At 72.6% G+C, this 16,353-nt stretch carries 19 protein-coding genes and 3 pseudogenes; 12 read left to right on the top strand and 10 right to left on the bottom strand.

Features of this window, described 5'->3' with window-relative positions:
- Positions 1 to 142 precede the first annotated feature (142 nt).
- The 5 genes and pseudogenes from JNW87_RS20945 to JNW87_RS20925 all read right to left on the bottom strand — a co-directional run bounded on the left by JNW87_RS20945 (position 143) and on the right by JNW87_RS20925 (position 4,276).
- Entirely contained in the window at positions 143 to 541 is a 399-nt protein-coding gene (locus tag JNW87_RS20945) for an NUDIX domain-containing protein (protein ID WP_109800213.1), read from the bottom strand.
- Between the two features lie 309 nt (positions 542 to 850).
- Positions 851 to 1,960 (bottom strand): annotated as a pseudogene (locus JNW87_RS20940) (MFS transporter); the annotation flags it as partial.
- A pseudogene (locus JNW87_RS20935) lies at positions 1,960 to 3,377 on the bottom strand (FAD-dependent oxidoreductase). The pseudogenes JNW87_RS20940 and JNW87_RS20935, both read right to left, overlap by 1 nt.
- Before the next feature lie 75 nt (positions 3,378 to 3,452).
- Positions 3,453 to 3,950: a GNAT family N-acetyltransferase gene (locus tag JNW87_RS20930; RefSeq protein WP_109800208.1), complete on the bottom strand. Its 498-nt coding sequence runs from the start codon at positions 3,948 to 3,950 to the stop codon at positions 3,453 to 3,455.
- Positions 3,950 to 4,276, bottom strand: a complete 327-nt coding sequence (locus JNW87_RS20925; protein WP_109800207.1) for a metalloregulator ArsR/SmtB family transcription factor — start codon at positions 4,274 to 4,276, stop codon at positions 3,950 to 3,952. Before JNW87_RS20925 ends, JNW87_RS20930 begins: the two co-directional genes overlap by 1 nt.
- A 205-nt stretch (positions 4,277 to 4,481) precedes the next feature.
- Here JNW87_RS20925 and JNW87_RS20920 point away from each other — a divergent pair, with 205 nt between their 5' ends.
- The 6 genes from JNW87_RS20920 to JNW87_RS20895 all read left to right on the top strand — a co-directional run bounded on the left by JNW87_RS20920 (position 4,482) and on the right by JNW87_RS20895 (position 7,268).
- Positions 4,482 to 4,859: a metalloregulator ArsR/SmtB family transcription factor gene (locus JNW87_RS20920; RefSeq protein WP_091619929.1), complete on the top strand. Its 378-nt coding sequence runs from the start codon at positions 4,482 to 4,484 to the stop codon at positions 4,857 to 4,859.
- A 122-nt stretch (positions 4,860 to 4,981) separates the two neighbouring features.
- A complete protein-coding gene (locus tag JNW87_RS20915; protein ID WP_109800206.1) occupies positions 4,982 to 5,671 on the top strand; it encodes a helix-turn-helix domain-containing protein in 690 nt (229 codons plus the stop codon).
- The gene (locus JNW87_RS20910; protein ID WP_109800205.1) at positions 5,664 to 5,933 is read left to right on the top strand and encodes a hypothetical protein; all 270 of its coding nucleotides are present in this window, start codon (positions 5,664 to 5,666) and stop codon (positions 5,931 to 5,933) included. Before JNW87_RS20915 ends, JNW87_RS20910 begins: the two co-directional genes overlap by 8 nt.
- Positions 5,933 to 6,679, top strand: coding sequence for an MIP/aquaporin family protein (locus JNW87_RS20905; RefSeq protein ID WP_109800204.1), 747 nt, complete (start codon positions 5,933 to 5,935; stop codon positions 6,677 to 6,679). Before JNW87_RS20910 ends, JNW87_RS20905 begins: the two co-directional genes overlap by 1 nt.
- A complete protein-coding gene (locus tag JNW87_RS20900; RefSeq protein WP_109800203.1) occupies positions 6,676 to 6,861 on the top strand; it encodes a hypothetical protein in 186 nt (61 codons plus the stop codon). Before JNW87_RS20905 ends, JNW87_RS20900 begins: the two co-directional genes overlap by 4 nt.
- Entirely contained in the window at positions 6,861 to 7,268 is a 408-nt protein-coding gene (locus tag JNW87_RS20895) for an arsenate reductase ArsC (RefSeq protein WP_109800202.1), read from the top strand. Before JNW87_RS20900 ends, JNW87_RS20895 begins: the two co-directional genes overlap by 1 nt.
- A 123-nt stretch (positions 7,269 to 7,391) precedes the next feature.
- Here the strand turns inward: JNW87_RS20895 and JNW87_RS20890 are convergent, their stop codons facing one another.
- Entirely contained in the window at positions 7,392 to 7,583 is a 192-nt protein-coding gene (locus JNW87_RS20890) for a hypothetical protein (protein ID WP_109800201.1), read from the bottom strand.
- Between the two features lie 364 nt (positions 7,584 to 7,947).
- Between JNW87_RS20890 and JNW87_RS20885 the strand changes: the two genes are divergently transcribed.
- Positions 7,948 to 8,184, top strand: coding sequence for a winged helix-turn-helix domain-containing protein (locus JNW87_RS20885; protein ID WP_109800200.1), 237 nt, complete (start codon positions 7,948 to 7,950; stop codon positions 8,182 to 8,184).
- A 166-nt stretch (positions 8,185 to 8,350) separates the two neighbouring features.
- Here the strand turns inward: JNW87_RS20885 and JNW87_RS20880 are convergent, their stop codons facing one another.
- From JNW87_RS20880 to JNW87_RS20865, 4 genes and pseudogenes are all read right to left on the bottom strand, one after another.
- Positions 8,351 to 9,112, bottom strand: coding sequence for a hypothetical protein (locus JNW87_RS20880; protein WP_238454240.1), 762 nt, complete (start codon positions 9,110 to 9,112; stop codon positions 8,351 to 8,353).
- Between the two features lie 76 nt (positions 9,113 to 9,188).
- Positions 9,189 to 9,752: pseudogene (locus JNW87_RS41605) on the bottom strand (hypothetical protein); the annotation flags it as partial.
- Positions 9,749 to 10,567 (bottom strand): sugar phosphate isomerase/epimerase family protein, encoded by an 819-nt coding sequence (locus JNW87_RS20870; protein ID WP_109800199.1) that lies wholly within the window; start codon positions 10,565 to 10,567, stop codon positions 9,749 to 9,751. The pseudogene JNW87_RS41605 and the gene JNW87_RS20870, both read right to left, overlap by 4 nt.
- Positions 10,568 to 11,521 (bottom strand): zinc-binding alcohol dehydrogenase, encoded by a 954-nt coding sequence (locus JNW87_RS20865; protein ID WP_238454238.1) that lies wholly within the window; start codon positions 11,519 to 11,521, stop codon positions 10,568 to 10,570. It abuts the gene before it with no gap.
- A gap of 203 nt (positions 11,522 to 11,724) precedes the next feature.
- Between JNW87_RS20865 and JNW87_RS20860 the strand changes: the two genes are divergently transcribed.
- The 5 genes from JNW87_RS20860 (at position 11,725) to JNW87_RS20840 (ending at position 16,297) form a co-directional block, all read left to right on the top strand.
- Positions 11,725 to 13,119 (top strand): ABC transporter substrate-binding protein, encoded by a 1,395-nt coding sequence (locus tag JNW87_RS20860; protein ID WP_109800197.1) that lies wholly within the window; start codon positions 11,725 to 11,727, stop codon positions 13,117 to 13,119.
- 127 nt (positions 13,120 to 13,246) lie between these two features.
- Positions 13,247 to 14,071 carry a carbohydrate ABC transporter permease gene (locus JNW87_RS20855; protein ID WP_238454237.1) on the top strand — a complete coding sequence of 275 codons (825 nt, stop codon included), beginning with the start codon at positions 13,247 to 13,249 and terminating at the stop codon, positions 14,069 to 14,071.
- Complete coding sequence (locus tag JNW87_RS20850) at positions 14,071 to 14,937, top strand: carbohydrate ABC transporter permease (protein WP_109800195.1); 867 nt, start codon at positions 14,071 to 14,073, stop codon at positions 14,935 to 14,937. Before JNW87_RS20855 ends, JNW87_RS20850 begins: the two co-directional genes overlap by 1 nt.
- Positions 14,938 to 14,975: 38 nt before the next feature.
- A complete protein-coding gene (locus tag JNW87_RS20845) occupies positions 14,976 to 15,587 on the top strand; it encodes a phosphatase PAP2 family protein (protein WP_201749470.1) in 612 nt (203 codons plus the stop codon).
- A gap of 104 nt (positions 15,588 to 15,691) precedes the next feature.
- On the top strand, positions 15,692 to 16,297 hold the full coding sequence (locus tag JNW87_RS20840) for a bifunctional 2-polyprenyl-6-hydroxyphenol methylase/3-demethylubiquinol 3-O-methyltransferase UbiG (RefSeq protein WP_238454236.1): 606 nt from the start codon (positions 15,692 to 15,694) through the stop codon (positions 16,295 to 16,297).
- Positions 16,298 to 16,353 lie beyond the last annotated feature (56 nt).

The following is a 16,353-nucleotide window of genomic DNA, read 5'->3' as shown; positions in this document are numbered from 1 at the left end:
CCGGGGCGTCGCGGTCGCCGGCACCGACGAGTTCGCCGCCCGGCGCGGGACCGCGCCCGGCCTACGGGTCAGTCTCAGCGCCGACGACGCGGCGTTACGCGCGGCGCTGCGCGCCCTGGCCCGGCTGTTGCCGGGCTGACCGTCAGCGGAGCGTGCCCTCGGCCCGAAGCCGGTCGAAGATGAGCTGGTCCACCGGGGAGACCCGGTGCCGGTCGGCGTAACCGAGCCAGGCCAACTCCTCGATCTCGCTCTCCGGGCGCAGCTCGCCCCGGTAGTCGGCGGCGTAACAGGTCATCCGGACCACGGTGCCGGCCGCGTGCCCGTGCGCCTGCGCGGAGAAGGTCCCGACGTGGACGGCCGACTCCCGCACCACCACGACGCCCAACTCCTCGGCGATCTCCCGGCCCAGAGTGTCCAGGTCGGTCTCGCCGGCCTCCCGCTTGCCGCCCGGCAGGTACCAGACGTCCTTGCCCCGGGAGCGGGTGCTGAGGACGCAGCCGTCCTCGATGCGAATCCAGGCCACCTTGTCGATCTCGGGCACGGCACTCCTTGTCTGCTGGGGAACCGCGGCCAACTGTAGAACGGCGCGACGCCGGGCGGATCGGTAGCATCCGTGCCATGTCCCGCGCCACCCATTCCGGCGCCTGCCCACTGTCACCGATCTGGGTGGCGGCCCGACGTTCCACGACACCCGCGTCGAGGTCGAGCCGGTCCGGCAAACCGCCGGTCCCACGCGGATGAGCATGCCGACGGCGGCGATCGCACAACAGCCGGCGACCACGCCGAGCAGGAGCCGGTAGCCGCCGGCCGAGAACAGTACGGCAGCCGCGCCGAGGGGCGCGGTCGCCTTGGCGACCGTGACGGACGCCGCCATCCGGCCGGCGATGCTCGCGTACGCGGTGGTGCCGTAGCGATCGGCGAGCAGGGCCGGCGTGGCGAGGCTGGCGACGCCGAAGCCCAGTCCGAAGCCGACGATCCCGATGACGGCCCCGGCGCGGGTGCCGGCGAGCAGGGGCATCGCGAGGACGGCGGTGGCCTGAGTGGCGAAGACGGCGGCCACGATGGTGGTGACACGGAGGCGTCGGCGGGCGCCGGTGAGGACGAGTCTGCCGGTGACCGACAGGACGCCGAGCAGGCCGGCGGCGGTGGCGGCGAAGGTGGCGGGGTGGCCGCGGCTGACCAGGTAGCCGACGAGGTGGACGGTCATGGTGCTGGTGGCCGCGCCGTGGGCGACGAAGGTTCCGGCCAGGATCCAGAACCGGGCGTCCCGCATCGCGGCCCTGACGACCGCGGGCCGCTGGGCGTGGTCCGGCGGTGCCGGGCCGCCGGGCGCCGTCGTCGCTGCCGACCGGGGCCGGCGGATGGTGAGCGCGTGCAGGGGCACGGTGACCAGGCCGTGGATGACGGCGAGGACGAGTAGCGCGCCGCGCCAGCCGAGGTGTTCGATCAGGAGGCCGGTCAGCGGCATGAAGATGGTGCTGGCGAACCCGGCCACGATCGTGACCACCAGCAGGGCCGTGGCGCGTCGGTCCGGGGTGAACCAGGAGACGATGACGGCGAAGGCCGGCTCGTAGAGCACCATCGCGCCGGTGATCCCGATGCCGATCATGACGGCGTAGAGCTGACCGATGGTGTGAACCTGGGACCAGGCCACGAGCAGGGCGGTGGCGGTGAGCGAACCGACGGTCATCAGCGCGCGACCGCCGTGGTGGTCGAGCCACCGGCCCACCGGGATGGCCATCAGGGCTCCGGAGAGGACCGACGCGGTGAGCGCGCCGGTGACGGCGGTGGTGGACGCGCCGATGCTGGCGGCCATCGGGTTCAGCAGAATCGCGTAGGCGTAGTAAAGGGTGCCGTAGCCGACGGTGGAGGTGACGGCGAGGGCGGCGACGATGTGCCAGCCGTGGGCGTGGTGCCCGCCGACCGTGGGGCCGGCGGGCACCGTCGTGGTGGCAAGCATCAGCCGCCGCAGCAGCCGCCGGTCTGGCCGCCGGCGGGGGCGGCGTCGAGGGTGATCGGGCCGAGCGGCGCGGACAGCAGGCCACCGGAGATGCCGGTGGCGAGCCCGCGCGCTGCCGGGTCCGCGGTCGGGGCCGGCCCGCAGCAGCTCTCGCCGGTCGCGGAGTCGGCGCGGTTGCTGTTGCACACCCCGGTCTCGGGCAGGTCGAGCTGCACGTCGCGGGCGGCGTCCCAGTCGCCAGCGAGGGCCGCGACGACGGAGCGGACCTGCTCGTAGCCGGTGGCCATGAGGAACGTCGGTGCCCGGCCGTAGCTCTTCATGCCGACGGCGTAGTAGCCCGGCTCGGGGTGGGCGAGCTCGTCCACGCCGTGCGGGGGCACGGTGCCGCAGGAGTGCTCGTTCGGGTCGATCAGCGGCGCGAGGGCGCGGGTGGCGCCCATGACCGGGTCGAGGTCCAGCCGCAGCTCAGCGGCGATGGAGTGGTCCGGCCGGAAGCCGGTGGCCGCGACGATCCGGTCCACGGTGATGGACTCTTCGCTGCCATCGGCGTGCCGCACGACCACCGCGACGCGACCGTCGGTGGGGGTGAGAGCGTGCACGGAGAAGCCGGTGAGCAGCCGGATCCGGCCGGCGTCGACGTGCTCGCGCAGCCGGGAGCCGAGCGCACCCCGCGCCGGGAGGGCGTCAGCGTCGCCGCCTCCGTAGGTGCGCACCGGTGAGGTGGTCCGGATCGCCCAGGTCACCTCGGTGCCCGGCTCGTCGGCTGCCAGCTCCGCCAGGGAGAGCAGGGTATTCGCCGCCGAGTGGCCGGCGCCGACGACCAGGGTGTGCCGGCCGGCGAACGCGTCCCGGTCCGCGCCGAGGACGTCCGGAAGCGCGTGCTCCAGGTACGCCGCCACGTCGCCCTCGCCCCGAGCGGGCAGGCCGGACGCGCCGAGGACGTTCGGGGTGCCCCACGTGCCGGAGGCGTCGATGACGGCCTGGGCGAGCACCTCGTCGCCGTCGGCGAGTCGGATCAGGAACGGCGTGGCGTCGCGGCCGGCGGTGCGCAGGCGGTCCATGCCCAGGCGGCTGATCGCCTCGACCCGAGCGCCGTAGCGCAGGTGCGGCTTGAGCTGCGGCAGCTCCGCGAGAGGCTGGAGGTAGTCGGCAACCAGCTCCGCGCCGGTGGGCAGGGCCTCCAGGTCGGGGGCGATCCAGCCGGCCTCGTCCAGGATCCGGCGGGCGGCCGGGTCGATGTTGTACCGCCACGGGGAGAACACCCGCACGTGCCCCCACTGCCGCACCGCCGCGCGGCGGTGTCGCCGGCTTCGAGGACGGTGAAGGGGAGGCCGCGCTCGTGCAGGTGCGCGGCGGCGGCCAGGCCTACCGGGCCGGCGCCGATCACCACGACGGGCAGCTCGTTCAGAGTGCTCATCAGACAACTCCTCTGTGTTGAAAACTGTCGAATCAAGTAGGTGGACGACGGCCCGGCTGCTGGGGCCAGGGCTGGTCAGGTGATGACGGGGCTGCGCCGCTCGAGGAGGACGACGTCGCGCCACCGGCCGTGGTGGCGGCCGACCCGTTCGCGGACGCCGATGACCCGGAAGCCGGCCCGCTCGTGGAGGCTGAGGCTGGCGGTGTTCTCGGGGAAGATGCCGGACTGGATGGTCCAGATGCCGGCCGCCTCGGTGGAGGCGATGAGCGTGTCCAGCAGCAGCCGGGCCGCGCCGCGCCCCTGGACGGCGGGGTCGACGTAGACCGAGTGCTCCACCACGCCGGCGTAGACCGCGCGGGCCGAGGTCGGCGAGACAGCGATCCAGCCGACCACGATGTCGTCCCTGTCGACCGCCACGAAGCGGTGCGCGGGCAGCTTCCCGGCGTCGAACGCCGCCCAGGTGGGTGCGGTCGTCTCGAAGCTGGCGTGTCCGCCGTCGAGGCCGGCCTGGTAGATCGCCAGGACCCGCTCGGCGTCGTCGGCCGTCATGGGACGGACGGTGAGGTCGGCCATCAGCAGGCTCCGTTCGGGTTGGGGGCGGGTCGGCCCATGACGACGTCGGCGGCGGAGGGGAAGCAGCCGACGCAGGCGTCGTTGATGCGGTAGTGGCGGGCCGTTCCGACCGGCTCGACGAGGACGAACCGCACCTCGGTGAGGATCTTCAGGTGCTGGGAGACGGTGGACTGCGCCAGGCCGACCGCGGCGACGATCTCCCCGACGCTCATCGGTCGGGCGTGGCGGGCGAGGTACTCGACGATCTGCACCCGGGTCGGGTCCGCGAGGGCCCGGAACCATGACGCGTACGTCTGTGCGGTCGCCCGGTCGAGCAGCTCGTCCACACCGGCCTCCTTCTATCGTTTATCGCCGATCGACGATGGAAGTGTAGCGGGTGCGGGTGCCGCGAGGCAGACGGTAACTCCCGCCTGGGCTGCCGCTGACCGCCGAGCCTTGCCGAACATGACGACCCCCTTCCCACGGCGCCTGTCTTGACGTCCGTCGAATCAGAGAGTTGCACGTTGCTTAGACACCTGTCAACCTAAAGGCATGTCAAAGCAGGCGGCGTCGCTTCCCGTCATCGACCTCACCGCCGACACGCCGTGCTGCCCGCCGCTGGCGCAGCGCCGGGTGCCGGCCGAGACCGCCGCCGTCCTCGCGCCCGCGTTCAAGGCGCTCGGCGACCCGGTGCGGCTGCAATTGATGTCGATGATCGCGTCCGCCGAGGGCGGGGAGGCATGCGTCTGCGACCTGACCCCCGCGTTCGACCTGACCGGGCCGACCATCTCCCATCACCTGAAGACGCTGCGCGAGGCAGGCCTCGTCGACGCCGAGCGGCGGGGTACCTGGGTGTACTACCGGGCCCGGCCGGCCATCCTGCGCCAGCTCGCCGCACTGCTCACCGTCGAACCGGCAGCTGCTGCGTGAGCCGCGGCCGGCGCACCGCGCCGTGCAGCCATACCTGGCCGCCTGCTGCTGACCGCGCCGCTCAGTGCCACCGACTCAGTTCCGCTTGACAGTTTCACAATCACTCAGTGATAGTTGAGTCAATGGTCATTGAGCTTGCCTCCCTGCAGGAGCGCGCCCGGATCCACGCCGCGCTCGGCGACCCGGCGCGGCTGGCGATCGTGGACGCGCTCACCCTCGGCGACGCCTCGCCCGGCGAGATCGCCCACGACCTGGGCATGCCCACCAACCTGGTCGCCCACCACGTCAAGGTCCTCACCGAAGCCGGCCTGGTCGTCCGCGCCCGGTCCGAGGGCGACCGCCGCCGCACCTACCTCCGCCTGCGACCCGAGGCGCTGGCCACGCTGACTCCGCCCCCGCTGACCGACGTCGGCCGGGTGGTGTTCGTCTGCACCCGCAACTCCGCCCGCTCCCAGCTCGCCGCCGCGCTGTGGACGAGCCGGGCCGGCACGCCAGCCGCCTCCGCGGGCACGAAGCCGGCGTCCCGGGTCCACCCCCGCGCCGTCGCCGTGGCCCACCGCCACGGACTCCAGCTCGACCCCACCGGCACCGCCCACATCACCCAGGTCGCGCACGACGGGGACCTGGTGATCGCGGTCTGCGACAACGCCCACGAGGAACTCACCCGCCCGGTCCGGCCCCGGCTGCACTGGTCGGTGCCCGACCCGGTCCGTGTCGACACCGACGCCGCGTTCGAGGCCGCCTTCACCGACCTCGCCGCCCGCGTCGACCGGCTCGCCCCCGTCATCAATTCGGGAGACCGTCATGACTGACACCAGCCGGCACCTGCGTGAAGACCTCTCCGTCGACCAGCAGCTCGCCCTGCGCACCGCCGCCACCCGCCTCGCCGCCACGCACAACGCCGGGCGGTCCCAGTTGGCGCTCGGCTTCTTCACCTACCTCGCCGGCGATCAGGCGGTGGCCTGGGCCGTCCGCCGGCTCCTCGACGAACTGCACGTTCCCGCCACCCGTTGGACCACCCGCCGGGCCGACACGCGGCCCGCAACCTCGCTGCAAGGGGAGAGAACAGACTGATGACCATCGCACTTTGGCGGCGCCTGCTGGCCGAGTTCACCGGCACCGCCCTGCTGGTCACCGCCGTGGTCGGCTCCGGCATCATGGCCACCACGCTCTCCCCCGGCGACGTCGGGCTCCAACTGCTGGAGAACTCGATCGCCACCGCGCTCGCGCTGGGCGCCCTGATCCTGATCTTCGGCCCGGTCTCCGGCGCCCACTTCAATCCCGTCGTCTCCGCCGCGGACTGGTTCCTCGGCCGGCGCGCCGGCACCGGGCTGACCAGCCGCGACCTCGGCGGCTACGTCATGGCCCAGGTCGCCGGCGCGATCGGGGGTTCGATCCTGGCCAACCTGATGTTCGACCTGGCCGCCGTCGACTTCTCGGGCAAGGACCGCGCCGCGGGGCACCTCTGGCTCGGCGAGGTTGTCGCCACCGCCGGCCTGATCCTGCTGATCTTCGCCCTCGCCCGCGCCGGCCGCGCCGCGGTCGCGCCGGCCGCGGTCGGCGCCTACATCGGCGCCGCGTACTGGTTCACCTCGTCGACCTCGTTCGCCAACCCCGCGGTGACCATCGGTCGCGCTTTCACCGACACCTTCGCCGGCATCGCCCCCGCCTCCGTTCCCGGCTTCGTCATCGCGCAACTCGTCGGCCTCACCCTGGGCGTCGGTCTCCTGGCCGCGCTCTACCCCGACGCTGGGGAAGCCGCCGACCAGGTGGTCGTGCCTACCGACGAGCGCGACCCGGCGCTCGACAATCGCGCATGAGCACCAACCCGGCGCACCGTGGCGCGGACAGGTCCTATCCCGCCCTGCTCAATCCGCCGCGTCCGGCCGGGCGCTACCGGCTGCTCGACCGCAACAGCGACCCCCGCCGGTCTCTGCCCACCGCCCACTCGGAGGCGCCGGTGAACCGGCCCTGCGACCCGTACTGCCAGGAAGGCTTTTGATGTCCGACAAGCCCAGCGTGCTGTTCGTCTGCGTGCACAACGCCGGCCGCTCCCAGATGGCCGCCGGCTGGCTGCGCCACCTCGCCGGCGACGCCGTCGAGGTGCGCTCCGCCGGCTCGGCGCCCGCCGAGACGGTCAACCCCGCCGCCGTCGAAGCCATGGCCGAGGTCGGCATCGACATCACCGACCAGACCCCCAAGCTCCTCGAATACGAGACGGCGGAGTCCTCGGACGTCATCGTGACCATGGGCTGTGGTGACGCCTGCCCCGTCTTCCCGGGCAAGCGGTACGAGGACTGGAAGCTCGAAGACCCCGCCGGCAAGGGCGTCGAGGCCGTACGCCCGATCCGCGACGAGATCCGCACCCGGGTGGATCAGCTCCTCGCCGAACTGCGCCCCACCGCCTGACCCGGTCAGCGCCGCCCGCCGACGACCGTCGGCGGGCGGCTGCACCCTGAGCAAAAGCATTCCTCCGGACATCCCTCCTTGATCAACCAACGCGACTCTAATGATTCCGAAGACAGAGATCCCTTACTGCGCTCGACGGAGGCGGTACCGCTCCAACCGATCGGCGCGGTAGCGGTCGAGGGTGAACGCGGCGTCATCGAGCCGGGGACATCCGGAGTCGTTGCACTTTGCGCACAGGTTCCGCTCGTGGAACTCGATGCAGTACGAGGCGAGGACGACGGCGAAGGGAACTCGCGTCAGCAACTCCTCCCCCATCGCTCGGCCCGACCCGGAAAGCGGTACTGCTGGCCGAGGGTAAGCAGCGGGGCCCGTTGGTACTCCATAGTCGGCTCGATTGCCCAGTAGTGCGGACGGCCGTTGTTGCGGCGGGGCTGGACCTCGGAGAGGGCCTCCGGACCGAAGGCGCCGGAACGGTTCGGGTAGGCGGTCGCAGGGCCGGTCCGGTCGACCGGTCCCGGACGGCGGTTGAACGGCCAGAGCCTCATGAGATTCCTCCTGGCTGGGGGTTTGCGGACGCCTACCGAAGGTAATCCATCTCGTTCTACTCGTACAGCCCGTTCTATACGTCTAGCCCGTACCCTACGGCCTGCTCAGGCTGCGCGTCCATAAGGTTCGGCTCATGGTTGACGAGATGTCCCCGGTGGCGCTCTACATCCAGCTCGCAGACCTCCTCGCCAAGCAGATCGAGGACGGGAAACTCAAACCCCGCCAGCCGGTCCCGAGCGAGACCCATCTACAGCAGGAGCACGGCGTCAGCCGCGGAACTGTCCGAGCGGCTGTCCGTCTGCTTCGGGAGCGCGGTCTGGTCGTGACGCTGCCGGCTCGCGGTTCTTACGTCGCCGAGCGGAAGCCGTAAGTCCTACCTGCCCGGACTGCCGGCGAGAGCGGGCAGAGCCATTGGTGCACGTCTAGCGGCTGAACCGCCGCTGCGAGCCGATGGCTTCCCTGCGGGCCGGCGCCACCACCGGCCTGGGATCGACTGAGGCGCCTGCCCGCCGGGGTCGCCCCGGGCCGACGCCGGCTCACCCCTCGGCGAGGGCGTCGAGCGCCAGCGACGCGGTCCAACTGAACGCCGGGGAGCCGAGCCCGGCGCCGGTATCCGGGTGGAAGTACTCGTGGCAGCCGCTGCGGGCGACCAGCCCGAGCATCGACTCCCGCAGCCCGGCGGCCAGGTCGGGCCGGCGGTGGGTGAGCAGTCCCCGCCAGAGCAGCCAGCTCGTGTTCAGCCAGCTCGGGCCACGCCAGTAGCGCAACGGTTCGAAGTCCGGCGCGGTGCGGTCGTGGGTGGGCAGCGGGCGGTCCATCCGGGACTCCAGGCCGAACCGGGGCGAGCACGCCTCGGTCAGCACCGCCCGCACCTGCCGGGCCGGCAGGTCCGGCAGGATCAGCGGCATCAGCCCGAGCACCGTCCGGGCCGGGATCAGCCGGTCGGTGCGCAGGTCGCGCGGGTGGAAGGTGCCGGTGGTCGGGTCGTACAGCCGGTCCACCAGGGTCGCGGTGATCCGGGCTGCCCGCTCCCGGTGCGGCCCCGGGTCGGCGCCGACCACCGCCGCGATCCGGGCCAGCGCCTGCTCGGCCACCCCCAGTGCCGCGTTGAGCAGCGGACACTCCACCAGGAAGGGATGCCGCCCGGCCAGCCCGTCGTCGCCGTAGCGGCCCTCCCGATACGACGCGACGATCGCGACGTAGCGCGCGTAGTCCAGGTCCGTGGGGCGGTGCGCGGCGTCGGCGTGCGCGGTGTCGTGCCGCCGGTACGCCCGCATCACGGCGGCGTCGGCGGGCACCCCGCCATCGGGGCGTCCCAGGCCGGCTGTTGTCCAGCCCCGACTCCCACGGGTGCACCAGGCAGGCCAGCCCGGCGCCGCCCACGTCCCGCCGGCCGGTCAGGTACCGCTGCTGGGCGACCAGCCGCGGATAGAGCCAGCGCAGGGCCCGCACCGACGCCTCGGACGGGGCCCGACGGTGGATCAGCCACGCCGCCGGGGCGTGCACCGGCGGTTGGACGATCCCCGATGTGCTGGAAGCCGGGGCGCCGTCGGCACGGGCCGAGTCCCAGAACTCCGGCCCCGGAAAGTACGACCCGACCCGCAGCGCCGGGTTGAACACGATGTGCGGAACCCGCCCGTCGGCCCACTGGGCGGCGAAGAGCGTCCGCAGCTCCCGCCACGCCCGCTCCGGTCGGACGTGGGCCAGCCCGACGGCGATGAACGCCGAGTCCCAGCTCCACTGGTGCGGGTAGAGGGTGCGCGAGGGCACGGTGTGGTCGTGCTCCCAGTTGCCGTCGAGGGTGGCGACGGCCAACCGGCGCAACCCGGCCGCCCGCTCGGCGCCGTCCCACCCCGGTGACGGGTCGCCGTCGGGGCCACCCGCCGTGGCGTCCAGTCCGGCGGCGGCGCCGGTTCCACCGGCCGGCCCGGCGCTCATGCCGCCGCCTGCCACGGCTGGGCGTGCGTGAGCACCGTCGCGGCCTGCCGGAGGGCGGCGAGGGGCTCGCCGCGCAGCCGGCACTCCACCGCCAGCCAGCCCCGGTAATCGATGTCGTGCAGGGTCCGCAGCAGCGCCGGCCAGTCCAGGTGCCCGGCCCCGGGCTGGTACCGGTTGGAGTCGCTGACCTGCACGTGCCCGAGGTACGGCGCGGCGGCGCGCAGCGCCGCGTGCACGTCGTCCTCCTCGATGTTCATGTGGAAGGTGTCGGCGACCACCCGGACCGAGGGCAGGCCGACGGCCGCGCAGAGAGCGACCGCCTCGCCGAGCCGGTTGACCATGTGGTCCTCGTACCGGTTGAGGGGCTCCAGGAAGAGGGTGACCCCCTCGGCCCGGGCGTGCTCGCCCAGCTCGCCGAGGGCGTCGACGAGGACCTGCCGGTCGCCGTCGGGCGAGCGGGGCGGCTCGAAGGGCGGCAGCCGCCGGGAGAACATCCCCCAGGCGGCCGGGGTCATCGCGCCGATCCCGCCGAGTTCGGCGATGACCGAGAGCTGGGAGCGCAGGTTGCGCACCGCGTCCCGGGAGCGGTCCGGGTCGAAGTCGCCGATGAAGTGGTCCATCTCGACGCAGACGGTGGGCATGGGCACGCCCTCGGCGCGGGCCCGGCGCAGCTCCGGCAGCCGCCGGGCGAACGCGAGGTCACCGCGGCCGCGCAGCTCGATGGCCTGGTAGCCGAGCGTGCTGGCGAGGGCGAACTTGTCGGACAGGCTGGCGCCCGGGAGCAGCTGCTCCTGGCAGGCGAGTGGAATGGCCATTCAGAACCTCAGCACGACTTGGAGGACGTCACCGTCACCGCGGTCGAGCAACGCGAGCGCGTCGGCCACCGCGCCCGCGTCGACGACGTGGCTCACCAGCGGCAGCGGGTCGACGCTGCCCTCGGCCACCAGGTCCATGAAGGTGTGGGCGATCCGGGGCCCGGTCCACCGGCCGGCCGTGCCGGGTGCCGGGGTGGGCCCGGAGACCTGGGCCGCCACCAGCTGGATCCGGTTGTGGTGGAACTCCTCGCCGAGTCCCAGCCCGAGGGCGTACCCCTGGTAGAAGCCGGCGGCCACGACGCGGCCGGCGTGGGTGGTGGCGCGGATCGCCTCGTGCAGCGCCGGGTACGACCCGGACAGCTCCAGGCAGACGTCGGCGCCGCGACCGTCGGTGGCCCCGCGGAGCACGGCGGCGGCGGAGTCGACGGCGGCGTCGACGACCCGACGGGCGCCGAAGCGGGTGGCGAAGTCCAGCCGGGCGGGCACCCGGTCGACCGCGACCACCCGGGCGCCGGAGAGGGCGGCCAGCCGGGTGCCGAGCAGGCCGATCACCCCCTGGCCGAAGACCCCCACCCAGTCGCCGAGGTGCAGGTCGCCGGCGAGCACCGCGGTGAGGGCGATCGCGCCGGGACGGGCGAAGACGGCGGTGAGCAGGTCGAGCCCGGCCGCCAGCGGCTGGACCGTGCCGGAGGCCACGACGGCCTCGGCCCGGTGTCCCCAGATGCCCCAGACGACCTGCCCGGGACGCCGGTCGGCGACGTCGGCGGCGACCTCGACGATCTCGCCGACCTCCTCGTAGCCGAAGCCGACGACGGGGTAGGCGGCGGGCGCCTGGCGGGGCACGAACATCCGGCTGGCGTCGTCCCAGTCCTTGCTGAGCCGGGGATTGCTGCCGCGGTAGAGGGTCAGCTCGGTGCCAGCCGAGATGCCGGAGTAGCAGGTGCGGACGCGCACCTGGCCCGGGCCGAGTGGATCTGCGGGGCAGGGCTCGAGGCTGACGCGCCGGGGCCCGGCCAGAGAGACAACCCAGTTGGGCATGGCGTCGCTCCGAGGGAAGTGCCGGGCTCGATTCTAAAACAAAATATCAGCATATGTCTTGTAATTGATCAATCGAGGGCGTTGAATACCTGATGTACCCTTCGAGAGGAGTGCCACCGATGTCATCACCCTCGATGCGGATGTTCGCCGCCACCCTGATCATGGCAGTTGCCGGGACAGGAATGGTGGCCTGCAGCGACGACGAGCCGAAAGCCGACAGTTCAGAGATAACGGTGTGGAGCCTGGAGGACGTGGCCGACCGGGTCACCGCCACCAAGGCGATCATCAGCGACTTCACCGCCAAGACCGGCGTCAAGGTCAACCTGGTCACCGTCAACGAGGACCAGTTCCCCTCCCTCATCGCCTCCAGCGCCGCCGCCGGCAAGCTGCCCGACGTGGTCGGCTCCGTCTCCCTCGCCGGCATCCAGACCCTCGCCGGCAACCAACTGCTGCACGAGTCCGCCAATGCCGAGATCGTCGACAAGCTCGGCCGGGACACCTTCTCCCCCCGCGCGCTGGAGCTGACCTCCGACGGCGGGAAGCAGCTCTCCGTCCCCAGTGACGGGTGGGGCCAGCTCCTCGTCTACCGCAAGGACCTCTTCGCCGCCGCCGGCCTGCCCGCCCCCGACACGTACGAGAAGATCGCCGCCGCCGCGGCGAAGCTCAACACCGGCGGCGTCGCCGGCATCACCGCGGCGACCGCCCCCGGCGACGTCTTCACCCAGCAGACCTTCGAGCACCTCGCGCTGGCCAACAACTGTCAGCTCACCGACGACTCCGGCGCGGTCAAGCTCGACTCACCCGAGTGCGTCGAGGCGTTCCGCTTCTACGGCGACCTGATGCGCAACCACTCGGTCAAGGGTGCCCAGGACGTGGACACCACCCGGGCCACCTACTTCGCCGGCAAGGCCGCGATGCTGATCTGGTCGCCGTTCATCCTCGACGAGCTGGCCGGGCTGCGCAACGACGCCAAGCCGACCTGTCCGCAGTGCCAGCAGGACCCGACGTTCCTGGCCAAGAACAGCGGCTTCGTCACCGCGATCAAGGGACCCAACGGCGCCGAACCGGCCCAGTACGGCGAGATCAGCTCGTGGGCGGTGCTCGACGGCGCCGCGGCCGGTTCGGCCAAGTCGTTCGTGGAGTACCTGCTCTCCGACGGCTATCCGCGCTGGTTCGGCATGTCTCCCGAAGGCCGGTTCCCGGCCCGCAAGGGCACCGCGGACGACAAGGAGAAGTTCCTCACCGCCTGGAACACCAGCCACGCCGGCGTGGACGCCAAGAAGCCGCTCTCCGCCGTGTACGGCGACGACGTCCTCGCCACCCTGCGCAAGAGCCCGGACACCTTCCAGCGCTGGGGCCTGCCGCAGGGCCAGGGCAAGCTGGTCGGCGCGATCCTCGGCGAGCTGCCCGTGCCGAAGGCGCTCGCCGACGTGGTCGGCGGCAAGTCCGACGCCGCCGCGGCCGCCGCGCGGGCGAAGAAGGACGTCGAGGCGATCAAGAAGGGCGTCAATTGACCACCACCGCCCCGGAGGCCGCCGCTCCCCCGCCCGGGAGCGGCCCGGCCCCCGGCGCCGGCCACTGACCCTGCGCCGGCGCGAGTCCCGCGCCGGGCTCGCGCTGGTCGCCCCGACCCTGCTCGTGGTGGCCGCGGTGATCGGCATCCCGATCGTCTGGACCGTGGTGCTGGCCTTCCAGCGGGTACGCCTGGCCACCCTGCGCCGGAGCGGGCTCTTCGGCGAGTTCACCCTGAGCAACTTCGACCGGGTGCTGCACACCCCCGGGTTCGCCGAAACGCTCTGGACCACCCTGCTCTACAGCCTCGGCGGGACCTTCGGGTCGATCGTGATCGGCGTGGTCGCCGCGCTGGTCGTCCGCCGGCCGTTCCGCGGGCGCACACTGGTGCGGGCGTCGATGCTGCTGCCGTACGTGGCGCCGGTGGTCGCGGTGGCCTTCGTCTGGCAGGTGATGCTCGACCCGCAGCTCGGCATCGTCAACGACTGGGGGCAGCGGTTCCTCGGCTGGGACGCGCCGATCCCGTTCCTGTCCCAGGACTCGACCGCGCTGTGGACGGTCATCGCGTTCGAGGCGTGGCGGTACTTCCCGTTCGCGTTCCTGTTCCTGCTCGCCCGGCTGCAGGCCGTCCCCGTGGACCTGGAGGAGGCGGCCCGGGTCGACGGGGCCACCCCGACTCAGCGCTTCCGGCACATTCTGCTGCCCCAGCTGATGCCGGTGATCGTGCTGCTGGCGGTGCTCCGGTTCATCATGACCTTCAACAAGTTCGACGACGTCTACCTGCTCACCGGCGGTTCGGCCGGCACCGAGGTGGTCAGCGTCCGGGTCTACCAGTTCCTCACCGCGCGTACCGACGTCGGGGCCGCGGCGGCACAGGCGGTCGTGCTGGCCGTGGTGCTGATCGCGTTCGTCGCGATCTATCTGCGCTTCTTCACCGCACGCAGGGAGGCGTGATGGACCGGGACCGGCTCGAGACGGTCAGCCTGCGCTGGCTGCGCCGGCTGGTGATCGCCGCCTTCCTGGTCGTCACCGTGCTGCCCTTCTGGTACATGCTGGTGCTCTCGGTGCGTCCCATCGAGCGCTTGCTGCTCGATCCCGGCTCGCTGTGGGTGCCGGTCAGCGAGTTCACCGTCGCCACGTACGCCGAGGTGCTCAAGGCCGCCGAGGACGGCGGCCAGGGTTTCCTCACCTTCATCCGCAACAGCGGGCTGGTGGCGCTGGCCGCCACGGCGCTGACCCTGGTGGTCGCCATCCCCGGCGCGTACGCGGTGGCCCGGCTGCGGTTCTTCGGCCGCCGGCAGGTCAACGCCCTCTTCCTCGCCGTCTACCTCTTCCCGTCCATCGTCATCGCCATCCCGCTCTTCGTGGTCTTCACCCGCGTCGGGCTGCGCGGCTCGCTGTTCGGGCTGGTGTTGGTCTACATCTCGCAGACCCTGCCGGTCTCGGTCTACATGCTGAAGAACTACTTCGAGACGATCCCGGTCAGCCTGGAGGAGTCCGCGGCCATCGACGGCGCCGGCCGGCTCGGCATCATCCGCCGGGTCAGCCTGCCCCTCGCGGCACCGTCGATCATGGCGGTCGCCCTCTACGACTTCATGATCGCCTGGAACGAGTTCCTGTTCGCCCTGCTCTTCCTGGTGGACAAGCCCAACCGGTGGACGGTGTCGCTCGGGCTGTCGCTGCTCTCCGACGGCGTCGAGGTGCCGAAGACCGTGCTGATGGCGGGATCGGTGATCCTCACCCTCCCCATCGTGATCCTCTTCTTCGCCAGCGAGCGGCTGCTCACCGAGGGGCTCACCAGCGGCGCCGAGAAGGGCTGAACTTGACCTTGAACGAGAGGTGACCCCAGGATGACCCGGTGCGCACGACCACGATCGACGGGGACCGGTCGGCGAGCCGGCGGCTGGCCCGCCTGCTCACCGAGGTGCTCGCGCCGGGCGTCCTGGTGACCGCCCTGCCGCTGATGGCCGCCGCCCGGGTCAGTGACACAGCGCGCGACCTCCTGCTCTGGGGCGGCACGGCGCTGCTCTTCTGCGCGGTCATCCCGGTCGGCGTGATCATTCACGGGGTGCGCCGGGGCCGGCTCACCGACCGGCACATCGGCGACCGCACCCAGCGGGCCCGTCCGCTGCTCACCGGCCTGGTCTCCGTGGCGGTCGGGATGGCCCTGCTGGCCGCGCTGCACGCCCCGGCGGAGCTGTTCGCCGTCATCGTCGTGATCTTCGTGGTGGGCGCTGCGGTCACCGCCGTGAACCACTGGTGGAAGCTCAGCGTGCACGCCGCGGTGATCGCCGCGTCCACCACCGTGCTGGTGCTGCTCTTCGGTCCGGCCCTGCACGCCGCCTGGCTGCTGGTGGCCGCGGTCGCCTGGTCCCGGGTCCGGCTGCGCGACCACACCTGGCCGCAGGTCATCGCGGGCGTCACGGCGGGGGTCCCACTCGCCGCCGGCACGTTCCTCGCGCTGACCTGATCCCCACGCCGGACGGCCACCGCGCATCGTGCCTGGTTCGCGCAGGGCGGCGGCCGGCTACCCCATCCGGCTCCCGGCGCGGAAGATCCGGTTACGGTGGCCCCATGAGCAAGCCGACCCGTTGGGTGACCGACACGAAGCCCGGGCACTCGCAGTGGTACATCGACCGGTTCCGCCGCCTCGCCGCCGAGGGAGCGGACCTGGCCGGTGAGGCGCGGCTGCTGGACGCCATGGTGCCGCCGGGCTCCCGCATCCTGGACGCGGGCAGCGGCACCGGACGGGTGGGCGCGGCGCTGGCCGTCCGGGGACACTCCGTGGTCGGGGTGGACGCCGACCCGGCCCTGGTGGAGGCCGCCCGCGCCGACCACCCCGGGCCGCGCTGGCTGGTCGGCGACCTGGCCGAGCTGGACCTCGCCGCGCAGGGCGAGGCGGAGCCGTTCGACGCGGCGGTGATCGCCGGCAACGTGCTGGCGTTCGTCGCGCCCGGCACCGAACCGGCGGTGCTGACCCGGGTCGCCGCCCACGTGCGCCCGGACGGCATCGTGGTGGTCGGCTTCGGCACCGACCGGGGCTACCCGCTGACCGACTTCGACGCCGACGCGGTCGCCGCCGGGCTGCGGCTGGAGCATCGCTTCGCCACCTGGGACCTGCGCCCGTGGCGGGAGGACGCCGACTTCGCGGTCACCGTCCTACGCCGCCCGCCCGCCTGAGCCGCCCGGCCGGCACCCGGGGCGCCGGCCGCGGAAAGGTGGGCCGGGTGCCCGAG

Origin of the sequence: Micromonospora sp. ATA51, assembly GCF_016802855.1 — a bacterium.
GTDB classification, from domain to species: domain Bacteria; phylum Actinomycetota; class Actinomycetes; order Mycobacteriales; family Micromonosporaceae; genus Micromonospora; species Micromonospora sicca.
Note: the sequence above shows the minus strand (reverse complement) of the source record. Positions and strands in the feature narration are given on the sequence as shown.

What these genes read in the sequence shown, in the direction of transcription:
- JNW87_RS20930 (WP_109800208.1), bottom strand. Translation starts at nt 3,950, where the DNA reads ATGGCCGACCTCACCGTCCGTCCCATGACGGCCGACGACGCCGAGCGG.
- JNW87_RS20920 (WP_091619929.1), top strand. Translation starts at nt 4,482, where the DNA reads ATGTCAAAGCAGGCGGCGTCGCTTCCCGTCATCGACCTCACCGCCGAC.
- JNW87_RS20915 (WP_109800206.1), top strand. Translation starts at nt 4,982, where the DNA reads ATGGTCATTGAGCTTGCCTCCCTGCAGGAGCGCGCCCGGATCCACGCC.
- JNW87_RS20910 (WP_109800205.1), top strand. Translation starts at nt 5,664, where the DNA reads ATGACTGACACCAGCCGGCACCTGCGTGAAGACCTCTCCGTCGACCAG.
- JNW87_RS20905 (WP_109800204.1), top strand. Translation starts at nt 5,933, where the DNA reads ATGACCATCGCACTTTGGCGGCGCCTGCTGGCCGAGTTCACCGGCACC.
- JNW87_RS20900 (WP_109800203.1), top strand. Translation starts at nt 6,676, where the DNA reads ATGAGCACCAACCCGGCGCACCGTGGCGCGGACAGGTCCTATCCCGCC.
- JNW87_RS20895 (WP_109800202.1), top strand. Translation starts at nt 6,861, where the DNA reads ATGTCCGACAAGCCCAGCGTGCTGTTCGTCTGCGTGCACAACGCCGGC.
- JNW87_RS20890 (WP_109800201.1), bottom strand. Translation starts at nt 7,583, where the DNA reads ATGGGGGAGGAGTTGCTGACGCGAGTTCCCTTCGCCGTCGTCCTCGCC.
- JNW87_RS20885 (WP_109800200.1), top strand. Translation starts at nt 7,948, where the DNA reads ATGGTTGACGAGATGTCCCCGGTGGCGCTCTACATCCAGCTCGCAGAC.
- JNW87_RS20870 (WP_109800199.1), bottom strand. Translation starts at nt 10,567, where the DNA reads ATGGCCATTCCACTCGCCTGCCAGGAGCAGCTGCTCCCGGGCGCCAGC.
- JNW87_RS20860 (WP_109800197.1), top strand. Translation starts at nt 11,725, where the DNA reads ATGTCATCACCCTCGATGCGGATGTTCGCCGCCACCCTGATCATGGCA.
- JNW87_RS20850 (WP_109800195.1), top strand. Translation starts at nt 14,071, where the DNA reads ATGGACCGGGACCGGCTCGAGACGGTCAGCCTGCGCTGGCTGCGCCGG.
- JNW87_RS20840 (WP_238454236.1), top strand. Translation starts at nt 15,692, where the DNA reads ATGAGCAAGCCGACCCGTTGGGTGACCGACACGAAGCCCGGGCACTCG.